Origin of the sequence: Streptomyces sp. (assembly GCF_031181705.1) — a bacterium.
In the GTDB taxonomy this organism is placed as follows: Bacteria; Actinomycetota; Actinomycetes; order Streptomycetales; family Streptomycetaceae; genus Streptomyces.
On the sequence record NZ_JAPSKN010000022.1, the window covers coordinates 1 to 12,487 of the forward strand.

A 12,487-nucleotide genomic window follows, 5' to 3' on the forward strand; every position below is an offset into this window, starting at 1 on the left:
TGCACGCGCGCGTGGTACCGGCGTCCGCACGTGCGCGTGCGGGCCGTCGGCCGGTCAGGGTGACCGGCCGACGGGCCCGTCACGCTCCGGAACCATGCGGTCCGTGCCATGAGTCCGTATCAGCTTCCGCGCGCCCCTCCCGCGCCGAGCGGTACGCCGCGACTCTGGTCCGTATGGCCATGCCGCCCGTACCGGCCCGTCCGCCCGGTCCTCCCCGGCGCCGCGCTCCGCTGTTCCTGCTGCCGGCCGTACTCGTGGCCGTCGCGGCCGTGTCCGTCGTGGTGCTGATGGCCTCGGGACGCGACGACTCGCCGGACCAGGACGAGCCGCCCGGATCGGGTTCGAGCAGCACGTCCAGGCCCTCGTTCGGCATTCCCACCCGGCTGCCGAGCGACCTGCCGACCGCGCTGCCCTCGGGCTTTCCGACCCGGCTGCCGAGCGATCTGCCCAGTGACCTGCCGACCCGGCTGCCGAGCGATCCGCCCAGTGGGTTGGAATCGCTTCTTCCGTCCCTGGACCTCGGTGAGTGAGCTACTGCCCTGAGCTTGGCGCGGCTGCGTCGGCGGTGAGTTCCGCCGACGCGAGAGCCGTGGCAGGGTCCCGGGTCGCGGCTCCGACGGGCAGCCAGCGCCCGCGTTCCTTGCGGTAGGGCCACCACCGGCCGTCCCGGCCGAGACGCAACTGGACCGGTGCGCCGACGGCCGTCCAGCGGTTCGCCCGGGCCCGCAGCTCGGGCCGTTCGTCCGCGTCCCAGGCCGAGTCCAGGGCGGCACGCGCCCGTGCGAGCGCCTCGCCCTCCACACGCCACTCCTCGTCGAGGACGGACAGCGCCTCCGCACCACCGTGGCGCCACGCGCGTACGGCGGCTGCCAGACCCTCCCGGCCGCGTCCCGAGCCGTCGGCGAGACGGTCCGCCACCTCACGGCCCGGAGCGGTCTCCTGCCGGGCGGCCGCCTCCTGCCCGGCTTCGCCCGCGGCCAGCCGTACCGCGTCCTGTGCGGGCGTCAGCTCCGCCTCGAAGGCGCCTCGGAGCGCCTGCCCGAGCAGTCGGTGGGCCCGTCCGGCCGTGCGCGCGGCCAGGAACTCCAGCGCGGCGGGGTCGACGCCGGGCGCGGGCGCCGTCTCGGCGTCCAGGGACGGCGGCACACCGGGCCCGTCGGGCAGAGCCGGAAGTTCCGGGAGCGGCGGCAGGATGTCACCGGCGCCATAGGCCTCGGCGGCGTCCACGCCCTCCGGTCCGGCGGATCCCCCGACGGACGTGGCGCTGCGCCGCTGCAGGTCGCCCAGCAGGCCGTCCTCGGCACGCCCCCGCATCAGCAGCAGGACGAACGGGTCCTGGTCCAGCAGCCGCGCCACCTGGTAGCACAGCGCCGCCGTGTGCCCGCAGTGGTCCCACGCTCCGCAGTCGCACTCCGGCTCCAGGTCGCCCAGGCCGGGCAGCAGGTCGACGCCCTCCGCCGCCGCGTCCTCGACCAGGTGCGGCGGCATCTCCCGGTCCAGCAGCGCCGCCACGTGGCCGGCCCGCTCCACCGCCATGTCCAGCAGGCGGTCCCACTGCCCGGGCGACAGCTGCTCCAGCAGGACGTCGGCCCGGTGCGCCGTGCGGTCGCGGTCCTGGACGACGGCCGTGAGCCGGCCCGGACGGACCGACACCGCACCGACCGCTCCCGCGCGGGCCAGCCGGCGGCCCGCCTTGAGCTGTGCGTTGTCCAGCGCCGTGTCCTCCAGCGCCTTCAGCCACGCCTGTCCCCACCAGGTCTGTGCGAAGCCCCGCCCACGCGCGGGCGGCAGCGCCGCGAACGTGCGTTCCGTGTCACCGTCGTACTCCGTCATCGCAGGCCCCCTCGCAGTGCGACCAGATCGGCCAGTTCCGCGTCCGTCAGTTCGGTGAGCGCCGCCTCGCCGGAACCGAGGACCGCGTCCGCCAGCTCCCGCTTGCGGGTCAGCAGTTCGGCGATGCGGTCCTCGATCGTTCCCTCCGCGATGATCCGGTGCACCTGCACGGGCCGGGTCTGCCCGATGCGGTAGGCACGGTCCGTCGCCTGGGCCTCGACGGCCGGGTTCCACCAGCGGTCGTAGTGCACCACGTGCTCGGCCCGGGTGAGGTTCAGGCCGGTGCCGGCCGCCTTCAACGACAGGAGGAACACCGGTACTTCCCCGTCCTGGAAGCGCTGCACCATGGCCTCGCGCTCGGCGACGGGCGTGCCCCCGTGCAGGAACTGCCAGGGCGTGCCGCGGGCGGCCAGGTGCCGTTCCAGGAGGCGGGCCATCCGCACGTACTGCGTGAAGACCAGCACGCCCGCACCCTCGGCGAGGATCGTGTCGAGCAGTTCGTCCAGCAGTTCGAGCTTCCCGGAGCGCCCGGAGATCGCCGGCCGCTCCTCCTTGAGGTACTGCGCCGGGTGGTTGCAGATCTGCTTCAGGCCGGTCAGCAGCTTCACGATCAGCCCGCGCCGCGCGATGCTGCCGGCGCCGGAGATGTCCGCGAGCGCCTCCCGCACCACGGCCTCGTACAGCGCCGTCTGCTCCGGGGTGAGCGACACGGCGTGGTCGGTCTCCGTCTTCGGCGGCAGCTCGGGCGCGATGCCCGGGTCGGACTTGCGGCGGCGCAGCAGGAACGGCCGTACGAGCCGGGCCAGCCGGTCCGCGGCGGCCGGGTCCCGGCCGCCCTCGACGGCCTCCGCGTACCGCCTGCGGAAGGTGCCGAGCCGGCCCAGCAGCCCCGGGGTCGCCCAGTCGAGGATCGCCCACAGCTCCGACAGGTTGTTCTCCACCGGGGTGCCGGTGAGCGCCACACGCGCGCGTGCTCCGATGGAACGCAACTGCCGCGCGGTGGAGGAGTACGGGTTCTTCACGTGCTGGGCCTCGTCCGCCACGAGCATGCCCCAGGGCACCTCCGCCAGCCGGGCCGCGTCCAGGCGCATCGTGCCGTACGTGGTGAGCACGAACTCGCCGTCGGCGAGGCCCGCCAGATCCCGGCGTGGGCCGTGGAAGCGCCGCACCGGCGTACCGGGCGCGAACCGCTCGATCTCCCGCTGCCAGTTGCCCATCAGGGAGGTCGGGCAGACCACCAGGGTGGGACCGGCGGACTGCGCGTCGGCCTGCCGGTGCAGGTGCAGCGCGATCAGCGTGACCGTCTTGCCGAGCCCCATGTCGTCTGCGAGACAGCAGCCCAACCCGAGCGACGTCATGCTCGCGAGCCAGTTCAGGCCCCGCCGCTGGTAGTCCCGCAGGGTGGCCGCGAGGGCGGCCGGCTGTGCCACGGGCCGCTGCGCCTCGGGATCGGCCAGCCGCTCCCGCAGAGCCGCCAGCCAGCCGGTGGGCCGTACCTCGACCCGCCGGCCGTCCACCTCGGTCCAGCCCGTCAGGGCGGCTCCCAGGGCGTCGACCGGGGTGACCTTGCGGTCCTGCCGGGAGCGGGCGAGTGCCACTTCCCGAGGGTCGATCAGGACCCACTGGTCGCGCAGCCGAACGACCGGGCGCTTGGCCTCGGCGAGCCGGTCCAGTTCCGCGCGGCTCAGTTTCCGGTCGCCGAGTGCGAAGGACCAGTCGAAGGCGAGCAGCGCGTCGGCGGACAGGAACGACGGCACGGCGGCGGAGGAGCGGCCGTCGTCCCGCTCGTCGTCGCAAGGCCCCACCTCCGCGCGCGTGGTGAGCTCGCGGGCCAGTTCCCGCGGCCAGTGCACGTCCACGCCGGCCGTCGCCAGGGCGTGGGCGCCCGCGCCGAGGAGCTCGGTGACCTCGTCGTCGGTGAGTTCCATCGCGTCCGGCACGGCCGCCGACAGCAGGGGGGTGAGCGGGGCCCAGGCCCGTGCGGCCCGGCGCAGGGCGAGCAGGGCGTCCATCCGCGCGCGGGGGCCGAGAGCCTCGCCCGCGGTGCCCGCCCAGACGTCGGCGGCGTCCGCGACGAGCGCCGGGTCGCTCACGCCGTGCACCTGGAGCACGGCGCGGAACGTCACGTCGGCGTCGTCATCGGCCGTCCCGGTCAGGCCGTGCGCCTCGACGCGCAGCGACAGCCGCACGCCCGCGTCGAGACCGGCGGCGATGTCGGCGGCCCAGGGGCGCTGCTCGGGCAGGTGCACCGGTGCCGGTGACGCGTAGGCGGGTCCGCCGGTCACCGCAGGCGCGGCGGGGGAGCGGGGCAGGCTGTCGGCCACGGCGTCGAGGAAGGCGCGCAGGAGCTGCTCGGGGTCGGGCAGCCGCAGGGGCCGGGCGCCCGGCAGTGGCACGGCGTGCGCCTCGGGCGGCATGGCGGCGGCGAGCCGGCGCAGGACCTCGATGTCCTGGGCGCCCAGCGGGCCCGTGCGCCAGGCGTCGTGGTCGCCCTGCGACAGCCCCGGCAGCAGCAGTCCGCGGGCCACGAGGTGCAGCGCCTGGAAGGCGGCCGCGCCCCAGAAGACAGTGGCACGGTGACCCTGTCCGGTCAGTCGCGCGCGGGTGAGGAGCGGCAGGACCGCGTCCACCGGCATCAGCGCGGCGGGCACGTCCACCGCCTCGACCCCGTCGTGGCCGGGCACGGCGACGGTCAGCTCCGAGACGGATCCCGGCGCGACGGCCGGAGGCGGGTCGCCGTCAGGCCGCCAGAAGGCGACGCTGCCGGTGCGGGCCGGGTCGCCGGGCAGGAACACGGCGGCGCACTGGGTGAGTTCGGGGAGATCGGGCAGAGGGAACAGGTCGGGATGATCGGCGGGGTCGGGAAGACCGGAGAGAGCGGAGGACGGTGCCGGGGGAGTCGTCTGCTCGGCTATGACTGATTCCTCAAATTTGACTAGCAGTGGGAGTCGCCGAGGGTACAGCACATTTCGAATGTGCGCGTATGGCTTTACTGTGAGGTGGGTCACTATGAATGCGCAGTGGTGTGCGTTGCGGTGCACTGCCGCGGCAGTGCGTCCTTCGGCGGTGCGTCTCCTCAGGGTCGCCTCGGGGTCAGGCCTCAGGGATGTCTCAGGGACAGCGTTGGAACCGCCGGAAACGCGAGGCCGTTTCCAGGACAGAGAGCGGCAGTGGCCGCGAAGGAGGCGACAGTCATGTCGAAGAACGCCAAGATCGCCGCGGGTGGTGTGGCGGCCGGGCTCATCCTGCTGATCTGGCTGCCCTGGTGGGCCGCGCTTCTGATCATCCTGGGAGTCCCGGCCGCCGCCTACCTCGCGCTGGATCCCGCACAGCGACGCAGGCTGCGCCGCGTCAACCGCAAGGAGCTGGGCCGCTGATCGTCCGGAGCGCCCCTCCCGTTCGAACCGCTGATCGTCCGGAGCGTCCGTTCCGTCCGTTCCGTTCGAACCGTTGATCGTCGGACCGCTCAGGACGGCCGTACGGCCATCTTGTCGAGCGCCGCGAGGAGGCCCGGCAGCTCCGGCCCCCGCCCCACCGGCAGGACCTCGCCGGGCTCCTCGTCCAGCAGCACGAAGGCGATGTCGTCGGTCCTGGCCACCAGCGACCAGCCGGGACCGTCGGCCCGCAGGGTCCGCGCGTCCCCCGGTGCGAACGACGAGCGGACCCGGCCCAGCGGCGGTGGCGTGTCGATGTAGGTGCGCGCCTCCGCCAGGACGCGCCGGATGCCGCTGTGGCCGGCCGGCCCGTTCTCGCCTGCGCCGTCCGGGCCGTCGGCGGCCTCGCCGCCGTCACCCGGCGTCGCCGCCGTCCCGGGCTGCGGGAAGGCCGCGTCGTCGACCTGCTCCCGCCACGTCGCCCACTGCAGCGCGATCTCGTCCGCGCCCAGGCGCCGCTGGGCCGGACCCCACGCGCTGGTGTCCGGCGGGGTCAGCGGCGGCCGGTCGTCGGCCTCCGGGCCGGGATCGTGCGGCGCGGGCACGTCGGGCGCCGCTACGGCCACCGCGAGGGGCCAGCCGGGCAGGGCCGCGACCACCGTGCGCTCGTCGGGCGACAGCTCGTACTCCATGCCGCAGTCCCATGACGCGATCGCGACCGCCACCAGGGAGACGTCGTCGATGACCACCGTCCACCGGGCGCCGTCGCCGTCCTGGCCGAGCACCAGCCCGTAACCGTCGGCGAGCGGCGCGAGGCCGAGCGCCGCGCACGCCTCCGGGTAGTCGTCGCCCAGCACGCTCGGGAACTTCGCCGGCGTCAGCAGCACCGCCGTGAGCACATAGAGCGCATCGTCCGCGGCGGCGACGGCGTCCTCGTCCGTCCCGGCCATCCCAGCACCCCCATCCATTCGTCCAACGGCGCGCACCCTAGTGCGAGCGGAAGCCGCTTGTCACGACCTCGCAAGCGCGCCCGGAGCTGCAGTTTTCCGGCGGACAGGGGCGAATCGGCCCTCCGGCGCCCGGTCCCTCACACCGCCGGCAGCCCCAGCAGCTCACGGGCCACGTTCCCGGGCGACTCGCCGCGCTCGCGCGCCAGCGCGACGACGGCCCGGCAGGCCAGCTCGTTCACCCCGAACGACAGCGCCTCCGGCGACACCCAGCCGGCCGCCTCGTCGGCCCGTTCCTGGTCGTCCTGCGCGCTCGCCGCGACATAGACGGCCGCGGCCTCGAAGAGGTTGTGCGGGCGCTCACGGCCGCCCGTCCTCGGCTCCGGGCGCAGGGCGTGCGCGACTCTCCCCCCGGCCTTGCGGACCCTGTCCCACATGCTGACCGCCTTCCCCCGGTGCGCTGTCCCCGCTCGCGGTTCATCTCCCGGCCACCAACGTAGAGTTGGAGCTTCGCAGACAGAAGGGGGACGGCACGGTGAAGCGGTTCGAACGGCTCGGGCGGATCCGCGGCATGGACCCGTACCGCGAGGCCACGGAGATCTACCGGCTCAGTGTGGCCTACGAGTTCCCCTGGGACTTCGCCCGCTCGCTGGAACTGGCCCTGTACCGCACCTACGCCGTCCCGAGCATCGGCCGGCTGCTCGCACGGACCGCGGAGCTCACGGACCGCACGCAGAAGCGCTACGACGACACCTCGCTGCTCCTGGACACCGTCGTCGAGCACGGCTTCGGCAGCGAGCAGGGCCGGACCGCGATCCGCCGCATCAACGGGATGCACCGCAGCTACGACATCAGCGACGAGGACATGCGCTACGTGCTCTGCACGTTCGTCGTGATGCCGAAGCGGTGGATCGACGCCTACGGCTGGCGCAGGATGTCGCGCCACGAGACCGTCGCCAGTGTCGTCCACTACCGCACGCTCGGCCGCCACATGGGCATCAAGGACATCCCCCGGACGTACGAGGAGTTCGAGACCTGCCTCGACGACTACGAGGCGGCCCACTTCGCCTGGGACGAGGACGCCCGCCGCGTCTCGGACGCCACGCTCGATCTGATGGCCTCCTGGTACCCGCGCCCGCTCGCGCCGCTGCTGCGCACCGCGACCCTCTCGCTGCTCGACGACTCGCTCCTGGACGCGTTCCGCTACACCCCGCCGAGTACCGTCACGCGCGCGTGGGTACGCCGCGCGGTACGGCTGCGGGGGCGTGCCGTCCGGCTGCTGCCGCCCCGGCGCGCCCCGCACTTCGCCCGCCAGAACCGGGAGATCAAGGGCTACCCGAACGGCTACGAGATCGCCGAACTGGGGACGTGGCCGGTACCGGGCGTACGGGGCTGCCCGGTGCGGCATACGGGAGTGCCGGACGCCGCGGCCGGGTGAGGGAGCCCCCGGTTTCCGCGGCGGTCGGCGTGAGGGGGGCGTTCAGTCCTCGCGGCGGTCTGCGTGAGGGGGCGTTCAGTCCTCGCGGACGTCGGGGGAAGAGCGCGCAGTCCTCGCGGACGTCAGGTGAGGGAAGCTCAGTCCTCGCGGACGGCCAGGGCCAGGAAGCGGGCGTCCTCGTCGACGTACGACGTCAGGCGCCACCCCGAACCGGCCAGCAGGGGACGGAGGTTGGGCTCCGCGCGCAGGTCGTCAGGGGTGAGCGGACGACCGTGGCGGGCCGCGAGGGCCGCCCTGCCGATCGGATGGAACAGCGCCAGCACACCACCGGGGCGCACCACACGCGCCAGCTCCCGCAGGTCCTCGGCCGGGTTCGGCAGATGCGAGATGAGCCCCGCCCCGAACACGGCGTCCAGCGACCCCGCGCGCAGGGGCAGCGCGGCGACATCAGTGAGCAGCAGCGTCCCGTCACGGTCCCGTCCGGCCCGCACGGCCTCCCGCAGCATGGCCGGGGTCAGATCGGCCCCGAGCACCACCCCCGAGGGCCCCACGGCGGCGCGCAGGGGCGGCAGGGCACGGCCGGTGCCGCATCCGGCGTCGAGGACACGGTCTCCCGCCCGCAACCCGAGTTCCGCGACCGCGGCGGCGTAGGCCGGACCGTCGTCGGGGAACCGGGTGTCCCAGTCGGCGGCGCGGGCGGCGAAGAACTGCTGAACACGCGTCTGGTCGTCGCTCATGCACCGCATGATTCCTCACCGGCAGGGATCATGCCTCAGTGCACACGTTCGAGCGTGCCCCGATCGTTCCGGTGCATCGCTGCGTCATATTGCAACAGCTTTCGAAATGCGCCCCCGTTGTGTGCCTGCTCCGGGTCTAGCGTCCCGGGGCCATGGGACATCTGGACCCCGCCGCCCTGGGGTGGCTGACCCCCGCGCTGTCGTACGTGATGGCGTGCACAGGCGCCGCCCTCGGGCTGCGCTGCACCGTCCGCGCGCTCGCCGCCACCGGGCGCTCGCGCCGCAACTGGCTCGTCACCGCCGCCTCGGCGATCGGCACGGGCATCTGGACCATGCACTACGTGGCCATGCTCGGCTTCCGTGCCGCCGGCACCGACATCCGCCACGACGTGCCGCTCACGCTGCTGAGCCCGCTCGTGGCCATGGTCGTCGTCTGCGTCGGCGTCTTCGCCGTCGGTTACGGCCATGACCGCGGCAGGTCGCTGTTCGTGGGCGGACTCACGACCGGCCTCGGCGTCGCGAGCATGCACTACCTCGGCATGGCGGCCGTGCGCCTGCACGGTGACGTCACTTACGATCCGGCGCTCGTCATGCTCTCGGTCCTGATCGCTGTGGTCGCCGCGACGGCCGCGCTCTGGGCGGCGCTCAACATCGAGTCGCCCGTCGCGGTCACCCTGGCGTCCCTGATCATGGGCGCGGCGGTCAGCGGCATGCACTACACCGGGATGTTCGCGGTGAGCGCTCGCTTGTCGCCCTCCGCGGAGGCTCTGCCGGGGGCCGCGGCGATGCAGTTCATCTTCCCTCTCGCCGTCGGCCTCGGGTCCTACCTCTTCCTGACGTCGGACTTCGTCGCACTGTCGCCGACGACCGGTCAACGGGAGGCGTCCGCATCGGCGCAGCGGCCGGTCGAGAGCGTCTCGCCCTAGGGGTGGTCGCGTGCGGCGGGCGGCGCGCCGAAGCCGGGCGGGCGCGGCTCGGGTGGTTCACGACCGGACCCGGGCGGCTCGCCCCCCAGGACGATTCGCCTCCAGCCCGGTGAGGTTCCGCCCCCGGCCGGTCAGTCGCGAGCCCCGGGCCGCCCACCCGCGGCCCGGGCGGTCCGCCGCAAGCCCCGGGCGGCTCGTCCCGCCGCAGGCGGCCCGCACCCCCGACCACTCCCGAGCGAGGAGTCCATGCGTACACCCCGTAGGCCCCCGACTCTCCCTGCTGGCACTGTGGGCCTACGCCACCGTCACCCCCGCCCAGGACGTCGCGGTCGCCGAACTCGCCGCCGGCGCGGACCTGCCCGTGGGCGTGGTCAGGGTCCTCCTCGGCGACCTCCTGGAGCTCGGCTGCGTCACCGTCAGCCGCCCCGTGCCTCCGGCGCAACTGCCCGACGAACGCATTCTGCGCGAGGTGATCGAAGGGCTGAGGGCGCTGTAGCCGAACCCGCGCGGGACTGCACGTCCGGCGTGGACGAACCCGCATCACACCCGCAGGCACGTCATTCGTTGCCGGCACTCCCGAGAGAAGTGATCAATGGTCTCCGAGCACTGCGACGCCGCGGGCGGCGAGAGCGCCGCGCTGGCGTTGAAGATTCTGGTCGCCGGCGGATTCGGGGTGGGCAAGACCACCCTGGTCGGCGCCGTCAGCGAGATCCGGCCGCTGCGCACCGAGGAACTCCTCAGCGAGGCGGGCCAGTACGTGGACGACACCGACGGCCTGGACCACAAGACCACCACGACCGTCGCCATGGACTTCGGACGCATCACCATCCGCTCCGACCTGTCCCTGTACCTGTTCGGCACGCCCGGCCAGGACCGCTTCTGGTTCCTGTGGGACGAGTTGTCGCAGGGGGCGCTCGGCGCGGTGGTGCTCGCCGACACCCGGCGCCTGGAGGACTGCTTCCCCGCCGTCGACTACTTCGAGCACCGGCGCATCCCGTTCGTCGTGGCCGTCAACTGCTTCGCGGGCGCCCGGCGGCACGGCGCCCCGGACGTCTCGCGCGCCCTCGACCTCGACCGGGGCACGCCCGTCGTGCTGTGCGACGCGCGTGACCGCGACTCGGGGAAGGAGGTGCTGATCCGGCTCGTCGAGTACGCCGGGCGGATGCACACCGCCCGGCTCCTCGACTCGGTCGGCTGACCCGGCGACCGCGTGGTCAGTCCGCGACGTTCCGCTCCGCCAGGATCCGGTCGATCGTGACGCGTACGAGGAGTTCGCCGGGCACGCCGTTGCGGGCGCCGAACTCCTCGGCGCGCTCCTCACCCATGTACCGGGCGCCGATCCGGGTGGCCCAGTGGCGAACCTCGTCGAGGTCCTCCGAGACCCGGGCGCGGCCCGTGAGCACGACGAAGGAGTAGGGCGGCCGGTCGTCGTCCACGCACACGGCGACCCGGCCGTCCCGGACGATGTTGCGCCCCTTCACACTGCTCTTTCCGGTGTTGAACACCAGCTCGTCCCCGTCCAGCACGAACCAGATCGGCGTCACGTGCGGGCTGCCGTCGGCGCGGACCGTCGACAGCTTTCCGGTGCGGGTGCCGTGGGAGACGAACTCCCGCCATTGCGCGTCGGTCATCTTCTCCGCCATGGCTCCCATCCTCCTTGCCCCGACCGCGGTCCTGGGGAAGGCTGGCGTGGAGATCCTCCGGCCAGGAGGAGAATCGTACGGGGAGAAAACGGGGAGATCGGGACATGGCGCAGAACCAGGGACTCGACTGGCTGCTGGACGACCTGACCGAGCGCGTCCACGACGTCCGGCACGCACTGGTCCTGTCCAACGACGGCCTGGTGACGGGCGCGAGCACCGGACTGCGCCGCGAGGACGCCGAGCACCTCGCGGCCGTGTCGTCCGGCCTGCACAGCCTGGCCAAGGGCTCGGGACGGCACTTCGGTGCGGGCAGTGTCCGCCAGACGATGATCGAGTTCGATGACGCGGTGCTCTTCGTCACCGCGGCCGGCACGGGCAGCTGTCTGTGCGTCCTCAGCGGCGCGGAGGCCGACATCGGCCAGATCGCGTACGAGATGACACTGCTGGTCAACCGGGTCGGTGAACACCTCGACGTGGACGCCCGCCAGCCCGAACGAAAGCCGACCAAGGGCGCCTGACCTGCGCGTTCTTCTTTCCCGCGGAGTTATCCACAGGCTCGCCACGAGGTGGGCGGATCGGGCTACGGTCTTTCCACGACGACCGCACACCGCTACCGCACATGGTGACCGCACAGTGGCCACGCATGTCAGCCGCATGCATGGCCACACGCGGCGCCACTCACTGACTCCACGGGGGAGACGACCATGTCAGGCACGCTCGCGAAAACCGACCGCTCCACCTTCGGCCCGAGCCGGGCCGCCCGCGAACTCAACCTCAAGCGGAGCGAGTTCGACCTCGCCGTGAACCTGGGGCTCATCCGGACCGCGCCGGACGAAGGCGGGGGAGGCCGACGCGTCACACGCGCCGAACTCGACCGGCTGCGTGCCGCCGACGGCTTCCCCGACGGCCTCCGGGGACGGGTCAGGACCACCGGCACCCAGGAGGGCGCCGCGCTCATGGAGATCGCGCCCACCAGGTTCACGAGCCTCGCCCGCTTCGGCCTGCTCGTACCGGTGAGTTTCTACCTCAACCGCTATCGGGCCGTCGTCTGGCTGTATCTGGCCGAGGAGCTACGGCAGTTCACGGCCGAGGCGAACAACGCCCGGCTGCTGTCCGGACGCCTGCCCGCGGAGATCAGGGACGGACTGAACGCCGGGCTGGATCGCCGCCCCCGCAACTGGCGGGGACGGCACAGCGGTTTCCTGCTTCGGCAGGCGGGCGACGACCCGTGGGCGCGCGCGGCAGCCGTCGCCGCCCTCCTCGACCCCGTCGACGTGGCGGAGGTCGTCGGGGACCCCGATGACCTGGCCCGGTTGGACCGCTTCCGCCCCCGCCTCCCCGGCCACGGCGCGCCCGGCTCACCGGCCGCCGAACTCGCCCAGCGGCTCACGACGGCGACGGATCCCGACGAAGTGGCCTGGTTCCGCGCGGACCTGGCCCATACGATGGAGACGGCCCGCGGGGAATGCTCGGCACCGCGCCCGTTGCCGGAGCCTGCACCACCCACGCAGCCGAGTCCGACCGGCCTCCTTGGCCGGCTACGACGCAGAGGCCGGCGCTAGGCCAAGAGCACCTATCGAGACAAGCAC

General features: G+C 73.4%; 14 protein-coding genes. 8 read left to right on the top strand and 6 right to left on the bottom strand.

Annotated elements, in window-relative coordinates:
- The first annotated feature begins 173 nt into the window (after positions 1–173).
- Positions 174–530 carry a hypothetical protein gene (locus RIN80_RS07215; RefSeq protein WP_309094663.1) on the top strand — a complete coding sequence of 119 codons (357 nt, stop codon included), beginning with the start codon at positions 174–176 and terminating at the stop codon, positions 528–530.
- A gap of 1 nt (position 531) precedes the next feature.
- Here the strand turns inward: RIN80_RS07215 and RIN80_RS07220 are convergent, their stop codons facing one another.
- The gene (locus RIN80_RS07220) at positions 532–1,833 is read right to left on the bottom strand and encodes an SWF or SNF family helicase (RefSeq protein ID WP_309094664.1); all 1,302 of its coding nucleotides are present in this window, start codon (positions 1,831–1,833) and stop codon (positions 532–534) included.
- Positions 1,830–4,673: an SNF2-related protein gene (locus RIN80_RS07225; RefSeq protein ID WP_375141641.1), complete on the bottom strand. Its 2,844-nt coding sequence runs from the start codon at positions 4,671–4,673 to the stop codon at positions 1,830–1,832. The genes RIN80_RS07220 and RIN80_RS07225 overlap by 4 nt, the downstream gene beginning before the upstream one ends.
- Positions 4,674–5,027: 354 nt before the next feature.
- On the opposite strand from RIN80_RS07225, the gene RIN80_RS07230 reads away from it, so the two are divergent.
- Positions 5,028–5,210, top strand: a complete 183-nt coding sequence (locus RIN80_RS07230; protein ID WP_309094666.1) for a hypothetical protein — start codon at positions 5,028–5,030, stop codon at positions 5,208–5,210.
- A gap of 89 nt (positions 5,211–5,299) precedes the next feature.
- Here RIN80_RS07230 and RIN80_RS07235 read toward each other — a convergent pair whose 3' ends face one another.
- Both RIN80_RS07235 and RIN80_RS07240 read right to left on the bottom strand, forming a co-directional pair.
- The gene (locus tag RIN80_RS07235) at positions 5,300–6,157 is read right to left on the bottom strand and encodes a hypothetical protein (RefSeq protein ID WP_309094667.1); all 858 of its coding nucleotides are present in this window, start codon (positions 6,155–6,157) and stop codon (positions 5,300–5,302) included.
- A 137-nt stretch (positions 6,158–6,294) separates the two neighbouring features.
- Positions 6,295–6,591 (bottom strand): hypothetical protein, encoded by a 297-nt coding sequence (locus RIN80_RS07240; protein WP_309094668.1) that lies wholly within the window; start codon positions 6,589–6,591, stop codon positions 6,295–6,297.
- A gap of 98 nt (positions 6,592–6,689) precedes the next feature.
- On the opposite strand from RIN80_RS07240, the gene RIN80_RS07245 reads away from it, so the two are divergent.
- Entirely contained in the window at positions 6,690–7,592 is a 903-nt protein-coding gene (locus RIN80_RS07245) for an oxygenase MpaB family protein (RefSeq protein WP_309094706.1), read from the top strand.
- Positions 7,593–7,729: 137 nt separating this feature from the next.
- Here RIN80_RS07245 and RIN80_RS07250 read toward each other — a convergent pair whose 3' ends face one another.
- The gene (locus tag RIN80_RS07250) at positions 7,730–8,329 is read right to left on the bottom strand and encodes a class I SAM-dependent methyltransferase (protein WP_309094669.1); all 600 of its coding nucleotides are present in this window, start codon (positions 8,327–8,329) and stop codon (positions 7,730–7,732) included.
- A gap of 152 nt (positions 8,330–8,481) precedes the next feature.
- Here RIN80_RS07250 and RIN80_RS07255 point away from each other — a divergent pair, with 152 nt between their 5' ends.
- From RIN80_RS07255 to RIN80_RS07265, 3 genes are all read left to right on the top strand, one after another.
- Positions 8,482–9,255 (top strand): MHYT domain-containing protein, encoded by a 774-nt coding sequence (locus tag RIN80_RS07255; RefSeq protein WP_309094670.1) that lies wholly within the window; start codon positions 8,482–8,484, stop codon positions 9,253–9,255.
- Positions 9,256–9,364: 109 nt separating this feature from the next.
- On the top strand, positions 9,365–9,751 hold the full coding sequence (locus RIN80_RS07260; protein WP_309094671.1) for a DUF742 domain-containing protein: 387 nt from the start codon (positions 9,365–9,367) through the stop codon (positions 9,749–9,751).
- A 96-nt stretch (positions 9,752–9,847) separates the two neighbouring features.
- Positions 9,848–10,453, top strand: a complete 606-nt coding sequence (locus RIN80_RS07265; protein WP_309094672.1) for an ATP/GTP-binding protein — start codon at positions 9,848–9,850, stop codon at positions 10,451–10,453.
- Between the two features lie 16 nt (positions 10,454–10,469).
- Here the strand turns inward: RIN80_RS07265 and RIN80_RS07270 are convergent, their stop codons facing one another.
- Positions 10,470–10,898: a PPOX class F420-dependent oxidoreductase gene (locus tag RIN80_RS07270; protein ID WP_309094673.1), complete on the bottom strand. Its 429-nt coding sequence runs from the start codon at positions 10,896–10,898 to the stop codon at positions 10,470–10,472.
- A gap of 104 nt (positions 10,899–11,002) precedes the next feature.
- Between RIN80_RS07270 and RIN80_RS07275 the strand changes: the two genes are divergently transcribed.
- Both RIN80_RS07275 and RIN80_RS07280 read left to right on the top strand, forming a co-directional pair.
- Positions 11,003–11,416 carry a roadblock/LC7 domain-containing protein gene (locus RIN80_RS07275; RefSeq protein ID WP_309094674.1) on the top strand — a complete coding sequence of 138 codons (414 nt, stop codon included), beginning with the start codon at positions 11,003–11,005 and terminating at the stop codon, positions 11,414–11,416.
- A 186-nt stretch (positions 11,417–11,602) separates the two neighbouring features.
- The gene (locus RIN80_RS07280) at positions 11,603–12,460 is read left to right on the top strand and encodes a DUF6397 family protein (protein WP_309094675.1); all 858 of its coding nucleotides are present in this window, start codon (positions 11,603–11,605) and stop codon (positions 12,458–12,460) included.
- The last annotated feature ends 27 nt before the right edge of the window (positions 12,461–12,487 follow it).